Annotated in this window: 22 protein-coding genes; all 22 read right to left on the reverse strand. The window is 37.7% G+C overall.

From position 1 onward, the window contains the following. Positions 1–241: 241 nt before the first annotated feature. The gene (tsf, locus tag ACMZ42_RS06255) at positions 242–1,129 is read right to left on the reverse strand and encodes a translation elongation factor Ts (RefSeq protein WP_370075205.1); all 888 of its coding nucleotides are present in this window, start codon (positions 1,127–1,129) and stop codon (positions 242–244) included. A gap of 101 nt (positions 1,130–1,230) precedes the next feature. Continuing rightward, positions 1,231–1,950 carry a 30S ribosomal protein S2 gene (rpsB, locus tag ACMZ42_RS06260; protein WP_049668466.1) on the reverse strand — a complete coding sequence of 240 codons (720 nt, stop codon included), beginning with the start codon at positions 1,948–1,950 and terminating at the stop codon, positions 1,231–1,233. Positions 1,951–2,107: 157 nt separating this feature from the next. Then, entirely contained in the window at positions 2,108–2,704 is a 597-nt protein-coding gene (locus tag ACMZ42_RS06265) for a DUF6115 domain-containing protein (RefSeq protein ID WP_370075206.1), read from the reverse strand. Positions 2,705–2,713: 9 nt separating this feature from the next. Beyond that, positions 2,714–3,022 carry an RNA polymerase subunit sigma gene (locus tag ACMZ42_RS06270; RefSeq protein WP_370075207.1) on the reverse strand — a complete coding sequence of 103 codons (309 nt, stop codon included), beginning with the start codon at positions 3,020–3,022 and terminating at the stop codon, positions 2,714–2,716. A gap of 36 nt (positions 3,023–3,058) precedes the next feature. Continuing rightward, positions 3,059–3,829, reverse strand: coding sequence for a FliA/WhiG family RNA polymerase sigma factor (locus ACMZ42_RS06275; protein WP_415730920.1), 771 nt, complete (start codon positions 3,827–3,829; stop codon positions 3,059–3,061). A gap of 330 nt (positions 3,830–4,159) precedes the next feature. Beyond that, on the reverse strand, positions 4,160–4,534 hold the full coding sequence (locus ACMZ42_RS06280; protein ID WP_415730921.1) for a hypothetical protein: 375 nt from the start codon (positions 4,532–4,534) through the stop codon (positions 4,160–4,162). Then, positions 4,534–5,040 carry a chemotaxis protein CheD gene (locus tag ACMZ42_RS06285; protein ID WP_370075210.1) on the reverse strand — a complete coding sequence of 169 codons (507 nt, stop codon included), beginning with the start codon at positions 5,038–5,040 and terminating at the stop codon, positions 4,534–4,536. The genes ACMZ42_RS06280 and ACMZ42_RS06285 overlap by 1 nt, the downstream gene beginning before the upstream one ends. Continuing rightward, a complete protein-coding gene (locus ACMZ42_RS06290; RefSeq protein WP_132357421.1) occupies positions 5,041–5,673 on the reverse strand; it encodes a chemotaxis protein CheC in 633 nt (210 codons plus the stop codon). It abuts the gene before it with no gap. A gap of 9 nt (positions 5,674–5,682) precedes the next feature. After that, positions 5,683–6,129, reverse strand: coding sequence for a chemotaxis protein CheW (locus tag ACMZ42_RS06295; protein WP_370042849.1), 447 nt, complete (start codon positions 6,127–6,129; stop codon positions 5,683–5,685). A gap of 27 nt (positions 6,130–6,156) precedes the next feature. Continuing rightward, positions 6,157–8,223, reverse strand: coding sequence for a chemotaxis protein CheW (locus ACMZ42_RS06300; protein WP_370075211.1), 2,067 nt, complete (start codon positions 8,221–8,223; stop codon positions 6,157–6,159). A gap of 14 nt (positions 8,224–8,237) precedes the next feature. After that, complete coding sequence (locus tag ACMZ42_RS06305) at positions 8,238–9,392, reverse strand: protein-glutamate methylesterase/protein-glutamine glutaminase (protein ID WP_370075212.1); 1,155 nt, start codon at positions 9,390–9,392, stop codon at positions 8,238–8,240. After that, a complete protein-coding gene (locus tag ACMZ42_RS06310) occupies positions 9,393–10,268 on the reverse strand; it encodes a MinD/ParA family protein (protein ID WP_402868120.1) in 876 nt (291 codons plus the stop codon). Further along, positions 10,265–11,461, reverse strand: a complete 1,197-nt coding sequence (gene flhF, locus ACMZ42_RS06315; protein WP_370075214.1) for a flagellar biosynthesis protein FlhF — start codon at positions 11,459–11,461, stop codon at positions 10,265–10,267. The genes ACMZ42_RS06310 and flhF overlap by 4 nt, the downstream gene beginning before the upstream one ends. Further along, positions 11,458–13,491, reverse strand: a complete 2,034-nt coding sequence (flhA, locus tag ACMZ42_RS06320) for a flagellar biosynthesis protein FlhA (RefSeq protein WP_370075215.1) — start codon at positions 13,489–13,491, stop codon at positions 11,458–11,460. Before flhA ends, flhF begins: the two co-directional genes overlap by 4 nt. A gap of 23 nt (positions 13,492–13,514) precedes the next feature. Continuing rightward, positions 13,515–14,603, reverse strand: coding sequence for a flagellar biosynthesis protein FlhB (gene flhB, locus ACMZ42_RS06325; RefSeq protein WP_370075216.1), 1,089 nt, complete (start codon positions 14,601–14,603; stop codon positions 13,515–13,517). Between the two features lies 1 nt (position 14,604). Then, entirely contained in the window at positions 14,605–15,381 is a 777-nt protein-coding gene (gene fliR / locus ACMZ42_RS06330; RefSeq protein WP_370075217.1) for a flagellar biosynthetic protein FliR, read from the reverse strand. Between the two features lie 4 nt (positions 15,382–15,385). Then, positions 15,386–15,655: a flagellar biosynthesis protein FliQ gene (gene fliQ / locus ACMZ42_RS06335; protein ID WP_132357429.1), complete on the reverse strand. Its 270-nt coding sequence runs from the start codon at positions 15,653–15,655 to the stop codon at positions 15,386–15,388. A gap of 13 nt (positions 15,656–15,668) precedes the next feature. After that, the gene (gene fliP / locus ACMZ42_RS06340; RefSeq protein WP_415730922.1) at positions 15,669–16,334 is read right to left on the reverse strand and encodes a flagellar type III secretion system pore protein FliP; all 666 of its coding nucleotides are present in this window, start codon (positions 16,332–16,334) and stop codon (positions 15,669–15,671) included. Further along, complete coding sequence (locus ACMZ42_RS06345; protein ID WP_370075220.1) at positions 16,331–17,008, reverse strand: flagellar biosynthetic protein FliO; 678 nt, start codon at positions 17,006–17,008, stop codon at positions 16,331–16,333. Before ACMZ42_RS06345 ends, fliP begins: the two co-directional genes overlap by 4 nt. 4 nt (positions 17,009–17,012) lie before the next feature. Then, positions 17,013–17,375, reverse strand: a complete 363-nt coding sequence (locus ACMZ42_RS06350) for a response regulator (protein WP_049668450.1) — start codon at positions 17,373–17,375, stop codon at positions 17,013–17,015. 21 nt (positions 17,376–17,396) lie between these two features. Beyond that, positions 17,397–18,638 (reverse strand): flagellar motor switch phosphatase FliY, encoded by a 1,242-nt coding sequence (fliY, locus tag ACMZ42_RS06355; RefSeq protein ID WP_415730923.1) that lies wholly within the window; start codon positions 18,636–18,638, stop codon positions 17,397–17,399. Further along, the gene (gene fliM / locus ACMZ42_RS06360) at positions 18,631–19,626 is read right to left on the reverse strand and encodes a flagellar motor switch protein FliM (protein WP_370042860.1); all 996 of its coding nucleotides are present in this window, start codon (positions 19,624–19,626) and stop codon (positions 18,631–18,633) included. Before fliM ends, fliY begins: the two co-directional genes overlap by 8 nt. Between the last annotated feature and the right edge of the window lies 1 nt (position 19,627).

Consider the following 19,627-nt stretch of genomic DNA (forward strand, 5'->3'; position numbering starts at 1 on the left):
ATAACGTGTGGTTGATTTCCGTTCCGACTGGGCGCTTTCCTGCCCAGTCTCCACTCCAATCAACTTATATACATAGTACATAGTATACGTTTTAACAAACATCCACAACTTTTGATGGATGAAACATTTTTATCTTTTTTTTCGCTCATTTCGGAAAAATAGGGAACACGCTATGTTGTGTTCCCCATTTTTTTGTCTAGAAAATCTAGATATTATTTGATTAGGATCTAACGCAAGTAAATTAGTTACCTTTAACTTGGCTCATTACTTCTTCAGCAAAGTTATCTTCACGTTTTTCGATACCTTCACCTACAGCGTAACGTACAAAGCCGTTTACTGAACCGCCAGTTGAAGCAACGAAGTCACGTACTTTTTGATCTGAGTTTTTAACGAATGTTTGGTCAAGTAAGCAAACATCTTCGAAGTATTTACCAAGACGACCTTCAACCATTTTGGCTACGATGTTTTCTGGTTTACCTTCGTTAAGAGCTTGTTCAGTTAATACTTTACGCTCACGTTCAACTTCTTCAGCAGAAACTTCATCGCGAGAAACATAAGTAGGGTTAATAGCTGCGATATGCATAGCAACATCTTTTGCAGCAGAAGCATCTGTAGAACCTTCTAAAGAAACTAACACACCGATGCGACCGCCCATGTGTAAATAAGAACCGAATGCATCTGCATCAGTTTTTGTTTTCACTTCGAAACGACGAAGAGTGATTTTTTCACCGATTGTTGCAACTGCAGTTGAAATTTGGTCTGCAATTTTCACACCTTCAGCATTTGCAAGCTCTAAAGCAGCTTCAACTGTTGCAGGTTTAGCAGCAAGTAATTGCTCAGCTAAAGAAGCAACTAATACTTGGAATTTTTCGTTTTTAGAAACGAAGTCTGTTTCAGCATTTACTTCAAGGATGATTGCTTCGTTACCTTGTTCTAAGATGAAAGTTGTACCTTCTGCAGCGATACGGTCAGCTTTTTTAGCAGCTGAAGAAAGACCTTTTTCACGTAGGAAATCGATCGCAGCATCAATATCGCCATCAGTTTGTACTAACGCTTTTTTACAATCCATCATTCCAGCGCCAGTTTTTTCGCGTAATTCTTTTACTAATTGTGCAGTAATGTTTGCCATTTAGTGTTTCCTCCTCAAATTGGTTGTACAAATTTTAGTGATAGGTTCTAAAAAAGGTGATAAGGGTTTTGAGCCACTTATCACCTTTTTCTAAACGTGAATTACTCAGCAGCAGCTTCTACAGCTGGAGCTTCTTCTTCACCTTGTTTTGACTCGATTAAAGCGTCAGCCATTTTAGCAGTTAAAAGTTTAACAGCGCGAATAGCATCATCATTAGCAGGGATTACGTAGTCGATTTCATCTGGATCACAGTTTGTATCAACAATACCTACTAGAGGGATGTTTAATTTAATAGCTTCTGCAACAGCAATACGTTCTTTACGTGGGTCAACCACGAACATTACGTCCGGAAGAGCGTGCATATCACGGATACCGCCTAAGAATTTGATTAGACGTTCGTGTTCTTTTTTAAGTTGGATTACTTCTTTTTTAGGTAGAACTTCAAAAGTTCCATCTTCTTCCATTTTTTCGATTGCTTTCATACGTGCAACACGTTTTTGAATTGTACCGAAGTTTGTAAGAGTACCACCTAACCAACGTTGGTTGATGTAGTAGTTGCCTGAACGTTCAGCTTCATCTTTGATCGCTTCTTGTGCTTGTTTTTTCGTACCTACGAAAAGAACTTTACCACCGTCTTGACCAACTTGACGCATGAAGTCATAAGCTTCCTCTAATTTTTTAACAGTTTTTTGTAAGTCGATGATGTAGATCCCGTTACGTTCAACGAAGATATATTTCTTCATTTTTGGGTTCCAACGACGAGTTTGGTGACCGAAATGTACACCAGCTTCAAGTAATTGTTTCATAGAAATTACTGACATGTGTATTTCCTCCTAGTATGTTTGGTTTTTATCCTCCGCATTTATCACTTGCAACAAGCTACCCTAAGCTTAGAGCACCACTTACTACATCAAAATGCGTGTGTATTAATAACACCATTTGCAACTATATCATAGCTTTACCCCATTCGCAACTGTTTTAGTTATGAAATTTCAATAAAAGCTCGATTTCTGTTTTTCCTTTTTGAAGCTGTTTTGCAATTTCTTCTGATGTTTTACCTTGTTTCGCTAATTCAACAACTTGTTGTTCCACTGTTAATGGTTTAGTTTCTTCCTTTTCGGTTGCATCAGTTGGTTGTTGGGCCGAATGTACCATCTTAGCTTCAGCTTTAGCTCCAGTTTGCTGTTGACGTGAATAAGCATTGGCTACGATATTTTTGGGCACATAAATACGCGGTTCATGATCGAGACTAATAGAACCGTCTACTGTACTTTCTTCCTTTGTCAGAGAAGGCGGTTGCTCCTGCTCCTTTTGTCTCACAATCTGTTCTTCCTGTTTCACAGCATTCGTTTGAGTTTCAGACTTTGAAACTCGTTGCATCTCTTGAATTAGGCGATCATTTTCATCTTTCATCTCCGCTAAATAGACACTAATGGTGTCATCCATTTCACGCATTAAGCGCTCCTGTTTTTTTTCTAAGTCCTTAAATTTTGCTAGCTTCGTATTTAATATAATAAGGAAATAAAATGAAAGTAGCTGTAAAATAAAAAGAACCGCTATTAGTATGATTGTCATAGTAAGCTCCTATCCACTAAAATCCACAAAATTTCCTTTAAACGGATGCTGTGCTTGCGTTTCTCGCTTCTCGTTATCCTTATTTTTCTTTTTTCGAGTACCTTTTATATACTCGCCACCTGCTTCTTCATCTTCGCTAATCTCATCCATACCCTCTGAAGTATTCACAACTTTTTGCTTGCGTTCTATTTCTTTTTTTAACGCTTCATTTGCATGTGCTTGCTGAGCCAAAGTTTGTTGTTGTGCCTGATCCGCCATTTTCCCTGCTTCAAAAGTTTTTGGAATAGCTATTTGTAGTTCGACACCCTTTAAACTCATGAGACTCCCTCCTTCAACGATATGTATATAAGGATATTATGCATTAATCATTTCATTAGATAATAATTTCCGTAGTTTTAATAGCGCCTTAGAGTGGATTTGTGAGATACGTGATGTTGATAATCCAAGCATTTCTCCAATTTCTGTTAATGTTAATTCCTCAGTATAAAATAAACTAAGCACCAGCTGCTCCTTATCATTGAGCTTTTGGATATTTTCTGCTAAATCCCCAAGCAGTTCTGATTTAACGACAGCTTGTTCAGGTGTCGTTGTCGTATCATCACGAATAACAAATGACTTTCCATCAGCCTCATCTTGATCTTGCTGCTCATTAATGGAAAGAACATTTGAAAAGAAATGCTCCTGTACAGTTTGGTAAACTTCCTCAACAGGTAAAGTCATATGTTCCGCAAGTTCTTCAGGTGTTACATGACGCATATACTTTTGTTCTAACTGTTCAATCTGTGCATCTAATTTTTTTGCCTTCTCACGTGCGGAACGCGGCAACCAATCTTCCTTACGTAAACCATCAATAATTGCTCCTCTTACTCTAAAAGAAGCATATGTATCAAATTTCAAGTCTCTATTTATATCAAATTTATTTAACGCGTCAAAAAGACCTACCATACCTAAGCTCGTTAAATCGTCTCGCGATACACTCTTTGGTAAGCTCGCTCCAATACGTTGTACATGATAGGATACTAGAGAAATATATTTTTTTATAAGTAAATCACCAGCATCTGTATCACGTTCATTTATCCAGCGGTTCCACAGCTTTTGTTCATCGTTCAGAATTGGTTGTGTCATGTAATCCACCTCTCTAAGAAAAACGCATTTACGCGCCTGTTTGCCACTGTCTTATATTACCTTGATATTTTCCGTTGTACTTCTTCCTGATGTAGTTATTCGTAGATGGCACAAAGAGTTACTAGCTATGAGCCTCTAACATAAATAACCAATGTAATTCTTTCCTATATTATAACAAGAATCGACTATAATTTCATTTGTTTCTCAGACTCTATCACAGATTCTTTACATTTTTGTGTCAGGCATTTTTTAGTTTGGCATAGTTAAAACTTACTAATGCAAAAGAATTAAGATAACTATAAAAAGAGCCGCTACTCGCGACTCCCATTTTTAAACATTATTTAATTGAGGATCATCCTCACGATTCATCATTGTGCGTACAACTTGAGCAATTTCTTCTGAGTTTTCATCTTGAAACTCAACGGTAGAGTTGGCCGTAGGTGTTTCTTGATTGTCTTCCTCCTGATTGCCGGATTCGTTTTCTTCATGCTCACCTTCAACGACTTCTTCAGCGTCCTCCGGTGTGAATAAAATATAGGCAATTAAAAATCTTACAATATACATGACGAAAAACACAATTATTCCCGCCACAAATGACCCTATGATAATACGTAGTGGTGTATAAGGTTTTAGAAATGTACTAAAAAAATATATAGAAAAGGCAGTTAAAGCTCCCCATAGGTTATAAAAAATAGAACCAAACATTATATTTCGCTCACTCCTTGGTTAACCGTTCGAATATTTAATGTCGAAGTCGCAGGATTAAATTCAATTGTTCTACCACTATTACCGCCCGTGTCTTCGGCAACTAAACGAATTCCATGACGCTTTAGCTCATGCCTCACAGCTTCTACATTACGTGGGCCGATGCGCATGGAATCTTTATCTGAAGTGAATTGAAACATCTGCGCACCACCCGCAATTTTTGCCTTTAGCTTGAATTTTTGAACGCCTTCTAACTTTAATAAGTCAATCATTGCCGCAATGCCTGTGTCAGCAAATTTAGCCACATTTATTGACTCTTGTCTACCTAAACTCGAATCCGGCAACATCACATGAATTAAACCAGCTATTTTTTTGGATTCATCATATAAAATAACACCTACACAAGATCCAAGACCTGATGTTCTTATCGTATTTGGTAACTTTACTACATCCATTTGTGCAATTCCAACTTTTACAACTTGCCCATTACTACTGTTTAGCATCATCTATGAAACTCCTAATGCTTTAAAAATAGCATCAAATGAGTCTGGATCTGGTAATAAGAAGAAATGCCCTCTTACTGTTTCCTGATCCTCTACACCGTCTTCAAAAATGGATGTGTTTATGACGATAACATTATCGCTAACGTGTGATAATTCAATCAAACCAATACTAATAATGGCACCAAACATGTCAACACTTAGTCCTGGCACAGTTGGATAAATTTTTAAATTTGTAAAGTCAGATAACGCCGATAAATAAGAGCCAGATAAAATATTACCCATCTCTTGCATAGCTGATAAACCTAACTCTGAAACAGGTCGTTTTTTAAAGTCGAATGATTCATCAAATATGAGACGACGAATAAAACGATTTGCTTGTTCAATTGGCAGAATAAAGAACATACTACCTTCAGCATCACCTTCAATGCGTAGATAGATTCCAACTACGACATTTTCAGATCCTCCAGCAAGCTCCATCATGTCATTAAATGACACCATTTCAACCTTTGGTACTCGCATATCAATTTTTTTACCAAGCAAATTGGAAAGTGCTGTCGCAGCATGCGCAGCACCTATATTACCAATTTCCTTCAATACATCTAAATGTAGTGATGTAATCTTTTGATTATATGTCATTATCGATCCCTACTTTAGTGGATTTAGTACTTTCTCTAAATGCAATAAAATTAATAATCGTTTATCTATTTTAGCCACCCCTGAAATAAACTCTTCTTCCAATGAGCCTACTACTTCGGGCTGTGGTTCAATTGAGTCAGCAGGGATGTCTAACACATCATTTGCAGAGTCTACGACGAAACCTACTTCCATATCTTCTAATGAAATGATGATAATACGTGTTGTTTCTTCGTGCTCAGAGACAGGTAATTCAAACCGTTCACGTAAATCTACAATTGGCGTTACAACACCGCGTAGGTTAATAACACCTTTTACATATTTCGCCGTTTTCGGTACGCGCGTAATATGCATAAGTTTTTCAATTCCTTGTACATGTGACACTGGAATCGCATATTCTTTATCCGCTAATTGAAAAACAATTACTTTAATACTTTCTTGTTCCACTGCATTTGTCATTGTTTACACCTCTCTTATTCATTCACCTTATTTAATAAGTGCGTTACAATCCACAATTAAGGCTACTTTTCCGTTACCTAAAATTGTTGCACCTGAAATTGCAAAGATATTCGTTAAGTAGTTTCCTAATGATTTCAGCACAATTTCTTGTTGGCCAATGAATGAATCCACAACTAAACCAGCAAGTTTCTCACCTTTTCGAACGATGACCACTGAATGGAATTCGTCACCCTGTGGTTCTTTACGAGGTACCTCAAAGATTTCTTCTAAAAATACTAGTGGTACTACTTTGCCACGGAAGTCGATTACTTTTTGATTATGCGCATTCATAATTTCAGATGAACGGATAATTGAAGTTTCGATAATTGATGAAAGCGGAATGGCATAAATCTCTTTCTCTATTTCTACTAGCATGACAGAAATAATCGATAATGTCAGTGGTAATTGAATCGAGAATACTGATCCTACATCTTGTGTAGAGTCAATTGAAATATTTCCACCCAATGATTCTATTGTTGTTTTAACAACGTCTAATCCAACGCCTCGGCCTGATACGTCAGAAATAACATCTGCCGTTGAGAAACCAGAAGCCAAAATAAGCTCATTGATTTGCTTATCTGACATTGAATATGATTGTTCTTGTGTAACAATACCTTTAGAAATAGCTTTCGCAAGTACTTTTTCACGGTTAATACCTGCTCCATCATCTTCAATTTCAATAAAGACATAGTTACCACTATGATAAGCACGCAGGACAACTGTTCCTTCTTCTGGTTTACCTTTTGCAAGACGAGCTGTCGGATTTTCAATACCGTGGTCAACAGAATTACGAATTAAATGAACAAGAGGATCCCCAATTTCATCGATTACTGTACGATCTAGCTCTGTTTCAGCACCAATAATTTCGAGGTTAATTTTCTTGTTTAGATCACGAGATAACTGACGAATCATTTTTGGGAAGCGATTGAATACTGTTTCAACCGGAACCATACGCATCGTTAAAATAATAGTTTGTAAATCACCCATGACGCGGCTCATACGCTCCACTGTTTCATTTAGCTCTCCATGGTTAACCTCAGTTGCAATAGACTGTAGTCGTCCTCGATCTATAACAAGCTCTTCAAATAAGTTCATTAATATATCAAGTCGCTCGATATTTACACGTATTGTTTTATTACCAACCGGCGCATGGCTTTTATCAGCCTTAGCAGGAGCGGCTGCTTTTGCAGGTGTAGGTGCTGCAGTATTTGTTTCTGTTGCAGTAGCAGGTTGAGCCTCAACTTCTACCGTTGCTGTTGCCGCTACTTCTTGAATTGCTTGTCCATTTTCACTATATTGCTTTTGTTCGATAGTTGCGACAATCACTTCTTCAACTTCTGAAACTTTCATAATCTTTTTCTGCATATCTTCAGCAGATTCTTTTGTTACGAAAGCTACGTAAAATTGTTGATCAAACTGTTCGTCTTCAAGCTTTTCTACAGATGGATTTGATTTAATAACATCCCCATCTTTTTCTAAAATCTCAAACACCATAAATACTCGTGCTGCTTTTAAAAGACAGTCCTCACGTAATTTAACTGAAATTTCGAGTGCATTGAAACCTTGTTCAGTAGATTGAGAAATAACTGTTTGTTCAAAACCGTCATACTCTAACACACTTGCTACAGCAGTAGCGGGTGTCTCAGTAGTTGCTACTACTTCAGGAATCGCTTCCTCACCTAATTCAATACGCTTTAATTGTGCAACGGTTGAAGATACATCACGTTTTCCATCTCCGCCATTTGCAATGTCCATCACCATTTCTTCTAGATGGTCTACAGACTCGAAGACAACATCTAAAATTTCAGGAGTTACATGGATTTTCTCATTTCGGATCGCATCCAACACATTTTCCATTTTATGAGTTAAATCTGCTAGATCTTCAAAGCCCATTGTCGCAGACATACCTTTTAATGTATGCGCTGAACGGAAAATTTCTCCAACAATCGCCAAATCGTCTGGATTTTTTTCTAGTTCTAATAAATGTTCACTACACGCTTGTAAATGGTCTTTACTTTCTTCAATAAACATCTCTAAATATTGATTGACTTCCATAAGAGGACACCCCTTTAAGGCAAATATTTCATTATTGTTTGTGCAATATCATCTACATCTGCTACTTCATCGACAAGCTGCGTTTCCACTGCTGCTTTCGGCATACCATACACTATGCAAGTTTCAGCTGACTCAGCGATTGCAATCACATTTCCAGTACTTTTTAGTGCTTTTAGTCCGTCAGAGCCGTCATGGCCCATACCTGTCATAATAACTGCCACTTTATCAAAATCTTTAAATTGGCTGACATCTTCAAACATCACATCTACAGAAGGGCGATGTCCAGATCTAGGTGGTTCATTATTATCAAGGACTATGCCAAAGGAGGTACCTACTTTTCTAAGTTTTAAATGATACCCACCAGGTGCAATATACGCCGTTCCATTTTGAAGAATATCTCCTTGCTCAGCTTCCTTTACGGTAATCTCACTCAATTGATCCAAACGAGTAGCAAGAGATTTTGTAAATCCTGCTGGCATATGCTGGACAATTAAAATTGGTGCTTGAATGGATTTTGGGATTTTTGTTATTACTTCTTGTAATGCTCTAGGTCCGCCGGTGGAAGTCCCAATCAGTACAATTTTCCGGCCTACTTTATTCCATTCCACATGTGGCTTTGATGATTCTGCCCTTGTCGGAAAAACATTGACAGGAGGAGTCATCATACCTTCACTAAATGATTCTCTTCTAACGGTACTCGCTATTAATGAATGTTCTTGTTGTCTTTTACTACCAGAAGGTTTCTTTAATTTTGAAACAGGTACCAATGATGCTTGTTCAACCTTGTGGACAAGTTCGGTTTGGATTTTATGTAAATCAAGAGAAATTGTTCCGCTTGGCTTCGCGACAAAATCTACTGCACCAAGTTCAATTGCTGATAAGGCATTCTCTGCTCCTCGTTGAGTTGTACTCGAGAGCATAACAACAGGTACTGGACATATAGTCATAATTTCTTTTAAAGCATCAAGCCCATTCATTTCAGGCATCTCAATATCCATTGTCACAACTGTTGGCCGCAATGATTGAATCTTTTTTATCGCATCTTTCCCATTTCGTGCTGTTCCAACTACTTCAACCTTCGAGTTGCCAACAAAAAAGTCACTAATTAGCTTTCTCATAAAAGCAGAATCATCAACAACTAATAGCTTGCTTTTATGTAAAAAGTCCAATTAATCACGTCCTTTCGAAAAAATACTTCTTAATTTAGTTAAGAAATTACCTGCTGACTGATCATGTGCATGAACTTCCTCCACACGGTATTCCATAAAACGTGCCACTATAAGATGAAGTGTCTTTGTAATAAGTGCGTCTGGATAGGCAAGTGAAAAAGGCACTTGCTCACGCACAGCCTTACGCACAACAGAATCTTCAGGTAATGAGCCTAATACCGTAACCTCTTTGTCCAAAAAACGCTTCATCGTACGCTTCAGTCGTTCATTGGTTTCCAGTCCTTCTTCTTTACTATAAGCTCGATTACAGAGTATATAAAATTGCTTGTCCGCATCTCTCGTATGAATATATTTCATCATTGAATATGCATCTGTAATAGAAGTTGGCTCTGCTGTTGATAAAACAATGATTTCATCTATAGAAGTTAGTAAATCTAATGACCAGTTAGTTGCTCCTGCTCCCATATCAAATAAGATGTAATCAAAGCTTTTTTGAAGCTGCTCAAATGCATGAATGAGTCGATCAAACATAATATCTGACCATTCTAAGACGCCCGACATACCAGACCCACCTGAAATATACTTTAATTCGTAAGGACCTTCAAATATTACCTCATCTAGTAACTTATTTCCTTCTAAGTAATCTTTTAAACTATAAGATGCACTTTTTCCAATTAAAATATTGATATTCCCCATACCAATATCCATATCAACGATGACAACTTTTTTCCCTTTATTGGCCAATGTAATGGCAAAATTCATCGTGAAGTTACTTTTACCAACCCCACCTTTACCACTTACAACCGCAATTGCCCTGCCTAATTCGCCCTGCTGTTTCAACATTTTCAAGCGTAATGTTTCAGCTTGGTCTCTCATTTTTCTTCACCTTGAAAAAATAAATTTAGTACTGCTTCTAGATCAGCTTCTTCAATGTCTTCTGGTACTTCTTGACCATTCGTGTAGTAAGCAAGTCCTTTATTATATTTAATCATTAAATTAATCATTGTGCCAATAGAATTTGTTTCATCAATTTTTGTAAAAATGAATTTTTCAATTGGTAATTGCTTAAATTGCTCTACAATGTTTGCCATATCCTTCTCTTTCGTTGTCATAGCAAGTACTAAGAAGGACTCAGCTTGATCATCAAATTTTATGAGACGCTGTAAATCGTCTACATATTTTACCTCTTTATAATTGCGGCCTGCTGTATCTATAAACACTAAATCTAAATGGGACAATCGATGGATTGCTTGCTCAAAATCTGTTGCATTATAGGCAATTTCGACAGGAGCTTGTAACAGTCCAGCATACGTTTTTAATTGCTCAATTGCAGCAATACGGTAAGTATCTGTCGTGATAAATCCTATTTTTTTCTTTTTTTCTAAAACTGCTCTAGCTGCCATTTTAGCAATTGTCGTAGTCTTTCCGACACCTGTTGGACCTAGAACATTAATATATTTTTTTTCATAGGATAATCCCCCGACTGGGAGATTCTCTAGCTCTTTGCGCAATAAATTTTTCGTAACCATCTTATATTGAGAAAAATTGATTTCTGACGCTTCTTTGAAATGCGTAAAAAGCTCATCACCAATCGTTGTGATGAGCTCCTCACATAGCTCCTGCTGTCTTAAGTATTCAATGAAGGGTAAGAGTTCATCGGGATATTGATCCTGGATAGTCTTCTTATGCATAGAATGCATTAAAGATTTTAAATCTGCAATTTCCTTCCTCAAATCTTCAGAAATGCCAGTTTCCTCATGCAAGGGCGCATCATTCTGGGGCTGTACTTGGTGCATGTTAGCTTGTACAGCATTCGTAATCTCTTGTAACCTTACATTTTCTTTTTTAGCTGTTTTTATAGGTAAAGCTGCAGGTGCTGGAGCCGCATTACCTGGCTCCATTGAATCAATCCCTGCAACAACCTCAAAACTTTTCTTTTTAATGATTCCAAAAAACTTTTTTGTCACTACTACTTTCGAATTCAAAATGACAGCGTCCTCACCTAATTCAGCACGCACAAGCTTCATCGCTTCTGGTATGGAGGATGCATAATATTTTTTCATTTTCATTCAACATTCACCACCCCAACACTTTGAATTTCAACCGTAGCATCAAGTTCATTGTATGATAGAACTGGAATTTGCGGGAAATAACGCTCCGTTAGTTGACGTAAATACATACGAACTGCTGGAGAGCATAAGATAATAGCAGATTGTTCCATAAAGGAAACGCGTTCTACTTCTGCAGCAATAGTCTCCAAGACAGTTTGAGAATCTTGTGGATCCATCGCTAAATAATTTCCGTGATCAGTTTGTTGAATACTATCAGCAATCATTTTCTCTACTTTACCCGAAACAGTTATAACCTTTAGTGACGAGCTGTCTCCTACGTATTGAGAAGTAATCTGACGTGCTAATGCTTGACGTACATACTCAGTTAATATATCGGTATCGCTCGTTAACTTTGCATAGTCTGCTAGCGCCTCAAAAATAATTGGTAAGTTTCGGACTGAAACATTTTCTCGTAGGAGTTTACCCAGTACTTTTTGAATTTCTCCAGTCGATAACGGTGTAGGCGTCAGCTCTTCGACTAAAATTGGATGTGTTTCACGTAAATGATCAATTAACTGCTTCGTCTCTTGACGACCAAGTAATTCATAAGCATTTGCACGAATCATTTCGGTTAAGTGAGTCGACACTACGCTCGGTGGGTCAACAACTGTGTAGCCGAACATTTCTGCATCCTCTTTCACTTGCTCAGTAATCCATTTTGCAGGTAAGCCAAATGACGGTTCAACTGTGTCAATTCCTTCGATGGAATCATCATCTCCTGGACTCATTGCTAAATAATGATCAAGTAGAAGTTCACCACGCGCCATTTCGTTACCCTTTATTTTAATTCGATATTCATTTGGTTGTAATTGAATATTATCGCGAATACGGACAACCGGAATGACAATCCCTAATTCTAATGCTAACTGTCGACGTATCATAATGACTCTATCTAATAAATCGCCGCCTTGAGTAGCATCTACTAACGGTATTAAACCATAGCCAAATTCAAACTCGATTGGGTCCACATTTAATAAATTCACAACGTTTTCAGGGCTCTTCATGCCGTCAGTTGCCACTTCTTCCTCAATTTCAAGTAATTCTTCTTCATCCTCTGGTTTTTTATGATCCATCATATAAGCACCAGCAATTAGTGAACCACCAATTGGGATTGTTATCCAGATAGGGATAGGTGTGAAAAATCCAAGTAAAAGTATTGTTCCACCCGCTACATAAAGCAGTTTTGCTTGAGCAAATAACTGACCTGTAATGTCTTCACCAAGACTACCTTTAGAGGATGCACGTGTTACGACAATCCCTGTCGCTGTAGAGATCAGTAGCGCGGGAATTTGTGAGACAATACCATCTCCTACTGTTAACTTAGAAAAATGATTTGCTGCCTCTGCAAATGGAAGCTTCATCTGCACAACACCGATGATGATACCAAATAATAAGTTGATAATAACCATGACCATTGAGGCAATGGCATCCCCTTTTACGAATTTTGTGGCACCATCCATCGCTCCGTAGAAGTCCGCTTCACCCGCTACTTTCTCGCGCCGTTCACGTGCTTCCCTTTCAGAAATAACTCCTGCATTTAAATCAGCATCAATACTCATTTGTTTACCCGGCATCGCATCCAGTGTGAAACGTGCTGCTACTTCAGCTACACGCTCCGCTCCTTTTGTAATAACGATAAACTGAATTAACACAAGAATTAAGAATACAACTAAACCAACTAGTACATTCCCGCCGACTACAAAATCACCAAACGTTTCAACAACCGCACCAGCATCACCTTTGGCTAAAATGGCACGTGTTGTAGAAACGCTCAGTCCGAGTCGGAACAAAGTTAACAATAAAATAACTGAAGGGAAAATAGAAAAGTCTAATGCTTCCTTCATACTCATTGCTGTTAACAGTACTATTAATCCTAATGTAATATTAATGACGATTAAGAAACTTAACATCCACGGAGGAAGAGGAATGATGAGCATCGCAACGATTAAAATAACCGCACCTAAAACCCCTATATCGCGAACTTTCATTTGTGTCCCTCCTACAAAAAGCTTTAAATTTTCCGCTTAATTCGATAAACATAAGCAAGCACTTCGGCTATTGCTTTGAAAAACTCTTCTGGTACTTGATCGCCAATTTCTACTTGATCGTACATTGCTCGTGCTAATGGCCTATTTTCAACCATAATCACATCATGTTCTTTCGCAATCAGTTTAATCTTTTGAGCGATAAAGTCTGTACCCTTAGCAACGATGCGTGGGGCATCCATACTTTCCTCATCATATTTGATGGCAATCGCATAGTGAGTTGGGTTTGTTATGACAACATCGGCGTTTGGAATCTCTGACATCATTCGACGCATCGCCATTTCGCGTTGGCGTTGTTTGATTTTCGATTTTATCAGTGGATCGCCCTCACTATTTTTATATTCATCTTTAATATCTTGCTTAGACATTTTAAGATTTTTTTCGTAATCATGTTTTTGATACATCCAGTCTAAAAGGGATACACATAGTAAGACGAGCGAAGCAGCAATCCCCATGATACCAACAAGCTTACCCACTGTAATAAGAGTTATCCATGGGCTTTTAAAGGATAACGCCAAAACTTCCGGCAAATTCGTCCAAACTATAATTGTCGTAACGCCACCGATGAAGCCAATCTTTAATACCGATTTGAGAAGCTCTATAATGGCTTTAACAGAAAATATCTTTTTTAACCCTTTAATCGGGTCCATTTTTTTTAAATCAAACTTCATCGGCTCTAATGTAAATAGGAAACCGAACTGTAGGAAGTTACCTGCCAATGCTCCAACAAATGCAATTCCCATTATTGGGACAATAATAAAAGCCATTTGCACTAATGTTTCTGTAAATAAGCTCATCACACTATCAATCGTTAGTGTTTCTACGCGTATGTTATGAATAAAAGTTTGCCTGAAAAAAGCTAAAAGATCGTCTCGCATCGAACCTGCAAAGAAGAATAAAAAGATAAATACCATGAGCATGACAATCGCACTGGAAATATCCTGACTTTTGACGACCTGACCTTTTTTTCGAGCATCTTGTCGTTTTTTGGGCGTCGCCTTTTCCGTTTTTTCTCCCGCAAAATACTGTAAATCTAAATCCAGCAGTAGCAACATTTTATCCACCACCTAAAATAGCCATTAAATCACGCATCGCATATATCATAATTGTAATAAGCTTTTGTATCACTTGAACCATTACAGTCATCATTGTGAATAACACTAGAAAACTAACACCAATTTTAATAGGAAAACCAACAACAAAAATATTTAATTGTGGTACAGTTTTCGCCGTGATTCCTAGCGCCAAGTCAACTAAAAATAAAGTTGCTACAACAGGAGCAGCCATTTGAAAGGCAATCGCAAAAACAGCTGTAAATGTTGTGATGATAAACTCTATATAATTGGCATTTGCGAAATTTGGAAATCCTTGATCCATCGGTAAGAATTGATAACTATAATAAATTCCATCGAGAATCATATGATGTCCATTTATAGCTAGTAGAAAAAGTAATGCTAGCGTATTAAAAAATTGTCCTATCAATGGACTTTGTGCACCTGTTTGCGGGTCAATAATATTGGCAATGGCAAAACCCATTTGAAAATCTATAAAGCTTCCGGCAATTTGAATTGCCGACATGATGATATAAGCAACTAGACCGAGCAACAGTCCAATGAGCGCTTCTTTCATCACTAAAAGTATGTAATCACCATTAAATACAAATGGTTCAACGTCAATTGTGTAATACATCATCCAAGCTAAAACTAATGCGAGCGTTATTTTAACTTGTGGCGGAATCGTTCTGTACGAGAAAAAAGGCACAGTGACAAAAAATGCCGATACGCGCACAAGCACTAATAAGAAAACCGTAAAATGCGGGATTAATTCATTCATCTACTCACCCTATATAACGCGTTAAATTCTCAAAAATATCTCTCGCATAGCTAGTCACTTGTGATAACATCCAAGGACCGAAAAATACGATGGCTGCTAATACAGCGATGATTTTTGGAACGAATGCTAAAGTTTGCTCTTGAATCGATGTTGTTGCCTGAAAAATACTTACCGCTAAACCAGTGATTAAAGCAACTAATAATAGCGGACCGCTTGTTAGAAGGATAACCATAATGGCACGCTCTGCAATTGAAATAACCAATTCACCTGTCATACTGTATCATCCCCTAAAAACTTTGTAGTAATGATTTCATCACAAGGTACCAACCATCAACGAGTACAAATAATAAAATCTTAAACGGCAATGAAATCATAACCGGTGGTAACATCATCATCCCCATCGACATTAGAGTACTTGCAACAATCATGTCGATTACTAGGAATGGAATAAATATCATAAAGCCAATTTGAAACGCTGTTTTAATCTCACTCAATGCGAAAGCAGGTACGAGCATTGTAAGGGGAATTTCTTCTACTGATGCTGGCTTTTCTGCTTTATTATAGGTTAAAAATAAATCAAGATCCTTTTGCCTTGTATGCTTACTCATAAACTCTTTAAACGGCACACTGGCACGATCATACGCTTCTTCAATTCCAATTTTCTCAGAAAATAGTGGCTGCAATGCCTCTTTATTGACCTCTTGAAATGTTGGGGCCATGATAAAGAAAGTTAAAAACAAGGCAAGGCCCACAATGACCTGGTTCGGTGGCATTTGCTGTGTCGCTAACGCAGTACGAACAAACGATAATACGATAACTATTCGTGTAAATGATGTCATTAAAATTAAAATACTTGGTGCCAGTGAAAGAACTGTTAACAACAAAAGAAGCTTAACAGCGCTAGAGACATTTGTCGGGTCGCTGTTGGAAAAAACACTGATTACATCATTCATTTATCATCATTCTCCTTTTGCTTCCATTTCTCCAGTTCTTCACTACGCTCCTGTTTAATTTCGGAAATCTTTTTTTCAAATAGCTCACCAAAAGAGCCTTGTTTTTGCTGCGCTGGTGAACTTTCATTACTTTTTCTCTTAAACTTAGATAATACTTCTGCAATATACGGTGATGTTACTGCAAGTTCTTGTCGTTCATTATATAGTGCTAAAAGTGTTGCAACTTCATCAGGATCAGTAATTTCACGTAATAGCTGGACATCCTCACCGACCCCAACTAAATAGAGTGTTTTACCTACTTGTAATAGTTGTACCGACTTTTGAGCACCTAACGATAAACCGCCTAAATTTTGTACTAATTGATTACGTTGAAAGTTCAAATTTCTTTTATTTAAAAACTTCATTAATCCATAAAATAAAGCTATAACAAAAATAAGCGCCAACACCATTTTTATGTATTCCCACGCAGATACGTCTCCAGCCGCTTGTAAATCTGAATCTTTCTCAGCAGCTGGAGTACTATCTTCTTTGCAATCTCCTTTTTTATTAATGCAGTCGTCGACAAATTTTGTGTTAGATTCTGCATACACAGGAGTTGTTGTAGGGTACAAAAACAGGAAGGATACAAGAAATGCGAAAATCATCGTTAGACGAAATGATTTTAACATTTGCATTCAATCATCCTAGAGCTTTTTGAATCGCTTCAATTACACGATCAGCTTGGAAAGGTTTAACAATAAAGTCTTTCGCACCAGCTTGAATTGCATCGATTACCATTGCTTGTTGTCCCATTGCCGAACACATAATTACAGTTGCATTTGGATCTGAACCTTTAATTGCTTTAAGAGCAGCAATACCGTCCATTTCTGGCATCGTAATATCCATTGTTACTAAATCTGGCTTTAATTCGTTGTACTTTTCAACAGCCTGTAAACCATCAGCAGCCTCTCCAACAACTTCAAACCCATTTTTCGATAAAATATCCTTGATCATCATGCGCATGAATGCGGCATCGTCTACAATCAAAATTCTTTTAGACATGGTTAACTCCTCCAATTGAAACTATCTTAAATTATTTAAACGCTCTGCTTGACTTAAAACATCTGTAATGCGGACACCGAAGTTTTCATCAATAACAACGACTTCACCTTTAGCGATTAAACGGCTATTTACTAAAATATCAACTGGTTCACCAGCCAATTTATCTAGTTCAATAATCGAACCACTAGATAGTTCTAATATCTCTTTTACAGAACGCTTTGTACGTCCTAACTCTACAGTAACTTGCAATGGAATATCAAGTAGCATATTTAAATTTCTAGCTTCAGATTGCGAGATAACATTTGGATCAAAACTAGCAAACTGTGCTTGTTGAACATTGACCGGTTGAACAGGTCTTGTTGCTTGCATCGGAATCTGTTGTTGCTCTTGATACATTGGTTGCTGCACAGGCGCTGTCTGCTGTTGATAAACTGGCTGTGCAGGCGGTGGTGTTACAGGTGCTTGTGGTTGCATAGACGCTTGTGGTTGTACAGGTGTCGGTGCTACTGGCGCTTCAGGCGCTATAGTTGCAGCCACAGGTTCCTCGATTGATTCCGTTTCTCCTAATAGAGATTTTACAATGTTTTGGCTAAACTTCAGAGGTAATAATTGCATTAGATTCGAATCAATTAAATTACCAATTTTCAATCTGAAAGATACTTTTACGAGTAAATCATCTTCAGGAATATTTTCTCGTCCCTCGTTCTGAGAAATATTCATTAAATCAATAGTAGGTGGAGAAATATCCACTTTTTTATTAAATACTGTCGACATTGAAGTAGCCGCAGAACCCATCATTTGATTCATAGCTTCTTGCACGGCACTTAGCTGAATTTCACCTAAATCTGGTTTCGGATTTAAGCCATCTCCACCTAACATTAAATCAGCAATAATCGCTGCATCGGATTGCTTAATGACAAGTAAATTCATTCCTGTCAATCCGATTGTATATTCAACCTGTACGGCTACATAAGGATGAGGAAATTCCTCTTCTAATTTATTTCGGTTAATCATTGAAATACTTGGGGTAGTAATATCTACTTTTTGACCTAATAACGCTGACAGCGCTGTAGCAGAGCTACCAAAAGATATATTCCCTACCTCACCTAATGCATCTTGGGCAAACGAATCGAGGTAATCCTCTACTTTTAAATCATTAATTTCCTCATTTGTAGAAGCTTCAGTGCCGCTGTTTTTATCTTCCAACGTTTCGCCCCTTAATAACGCTTCAATTTCTTCTTGGGAGAGCATTTCATCACTCATCTTCGTCTCCTCCTTTCAAAGGGTCGATAATCTGGATTGCTAATTTTTTGCCTTGTTTTCCTGGTTGAACTGTAAATTTCGGTAATGTCCCTACTTTTAACAGTAGTGGATCTTCAATTTTTTGTTCTAATTGAATAACATCTCCAACTTGCATTGTGAGGAAATCCTCAATGGTAATGTCTGTAATACCTAGTTCAACGGAAACAGGTAGTTGCGCTTGTTTCACACGTGTTTCAAGCATTTTTGTTTGCTCTGGAGACATCTCTTTTGTATTCGTCTGCATCCAGTAACGAACAGAAAGATTTGGAACAATTGGCTCCAATACAACATGCGGGATACAAATATTAATCATACCGCTTGTCTCACCGATGATCGTGTTTAAGGAAATAACGACAACTGTTTCATTTGGTGAAATCATTTGTAAAAATTGAGGGTTGACCTCAAGCTCTACTAAGATTGGATCAATTTCCGCAACATTTTCCCATGCCTCGCGTAAATTGTCGAATGAACGTTCAAAAAGGTTTGTCATAATTTTAGTTTCTATTTCTGTTAAGTTATCTACATTACTATGACTCGCCCCACTACCGCCCATTAAACGATCTAACATCGAGTAGGCAATGTTTGGGTTTATTTCCATCAATATATTACCATCTAATGGCGGCACTTCAAACACATTAATGAGTGTCATATTCGGAATCGAACGTACAAACTCTTCAAATGGTATTTGGTCCACTGATGCAACAGTAATCTGCACATAGCTTCTCAGCTGTGCAGAAAAGAAGGTTGTCAGCAATCGTGCAAAATTTTCATGTATTCGGGTCAAACTTCGGATTTGATCTTTTGAGAAACGAAGTGCTCGTTTAAAGTCATATACTTTAACCTTGCGCCCCTCGTCCTCTTTTTTTATGTCGTCCGCTGACATTTCCCCAGTTGATATTGCGGAAAGCAGCGCATCTATCTCAGATTGAGATAACACATCTCCTGCCATT

This window comes from Lysinibacillus sp. NPDC056185 (assembly GCF_047737915.1).
In the GTDB taxonomy this organism is placed as follows: Bacteria; Bacillota; Bacilli; order Bacillales_A; family Planococcaceae; genus Lysinibacillus.

Excerpts from the sequence above, each read along its gene's own strand:
- flhF (WP_370075214.1), bottom strand. The coding sequence starts at position 11,461 with ATGAAAATGAAAAAATATTATGCATCCTCCATACCAGAAGCGATGAAG.
- fliQ (WP_132357429.1), bottom strand. The coding sequence starts at position 15,655 with ATGACAGGTGAATTGGTTATTTCAATTGCAGAGCGTGCCATTATGGTT.
- flhB (WP_370075216.1), bottom strand. The coding sequence starts at position 14,603 with ATGTTGCTACTGCTGGATTTAGATTTACAGTATTTTGCGGGAGAAAAA.
- ACMZ42_RS06290 (WP_132357421.1), bottom strand. The coding sequence starts at position 5,673 with ATGACATATAATCAAAAGATTACATCACTACATTTAGATGTATTGAAG.
- fliM (WP_370042860.1), bottom strand. The coding sequence starts at position 19,626 with ATGGCAGGAGATGTGTTATCTCAATCTGAGATAGATGCGCTGCTTTCC.
- ACMZ42_RS06345 (WP_370075220.1), bottom strand. The coding sequence starts at position 17,008 with ATGCAAATGTTAAAATCATTTCGTCTAACGATGATTTTCGCATTTCTT.
- ACMZ42_RS06265 (WP_370075206.1), bottom strand. The coding sequence starts at position 2,704 with ATGACAATCATACTAATAGCGGTTCTTTTTATTTTACAGCTACTTTCA.
- ACMZ42_RS06275 (WP_415730920.1), bottom strand. The coding sequence starts at position 3,829 with ATGACACAACCAATTCTGAACGATGAACAAAAGCTGTGGAACCGCTGG.
- ACMZ42_RS06300 (WP_370075211.1), bottom strand. The coding sequence starts at position 8,223 with ATGGAAGTCAATCAATATTTAGAGATGTTTATTGAAGAAAGTAAAGAC.
- ACMZ42_RS06285 (WP_370075210.1), bottom strand. The coding sequence starts at position 5,040 with ATGATGCTAAACAGTAGTAATGGGCAAGTTGTAAAAGTTGGAATTGCA.
- fliY (WP_415730923.1), bottom strand. The coding sequence starts at position 18,638 with ATGAGTGATGAAATGCTCTCCCAAGAAGAAATTGAAGCGTTATTAAGG.
- flhA (WP_370075215.1), bottom strand. The coding sequence starts at position 13,491 with ATGAAAGTTCGCGATATAGGGGTTTTAGGTGCGGTTATTTTAATCGTT.
- tsf (WP_370075205.1), bottom strand. The coding sequence starts at position 1,129 with ATGGCAAACATTACTGCACAATTAGTAAAAGAATTACGCGAAAAAACT.
- rpsB (WP_049668466.1), bottom strand. The coding sequence starts at position 1,950 with ATGTCAGTAATTTCTATGAAACAATTACTTGAAGCTGGTGTACATTTC.
- fliR (WP_370075217.1), bottom strand. The coding sequence starts at position 15,381 with ATGAATGAATTAATCCCGCATTTTACGGTTTTCTTATTAGTGCTTGTG.
- ACMZ42_RS06310 (WP_402868120.1), bottom strand. The coding sequence starts at position 10,268 with ATGAGAGACCAAGCTGAAACATTACGCTTGAAAATGTTGAAACAGCAG.
- ACMZ42_RS06350 (WP_049668450.1), bottom strand. The coding sequence starts at position 17,375 with ATGTCTAAAAGAATTTTGATTGTAGACGATGCCGCATTCATGCGCATG.
- fliP (WP_415730922.1), bottom strand. The coding sequence starts at position 16,334 with ATGAATGATGTAATCAGTGTTTTTTCCAACAGCGACCCGACAAATGTC.
- ACMZ42_RS06280 (WP_415730921.1), bottom strand. The coding sequence starts at position 4,534 with ATGTTTGGTTCTATTTTTTATAACCTATGGGGAGCTTTAACTGCCTTT.
- ACMZ42_RS06270 (WP_370075207.1), bottom strand. The coding sequence starts at position 3,022 with ATGAGTTTAAAGGGTGTCGAACTACAAATAGCTATTCCAAAAACTTTT.
- ACMZ42_RS06295 (WP_370042849.1), bottom strand. The coding sequence starts at position 6,129 with ATGACAAATGCAGTGGAACAAGAAAGTATTAAAGTAATTGTTTTTCAA.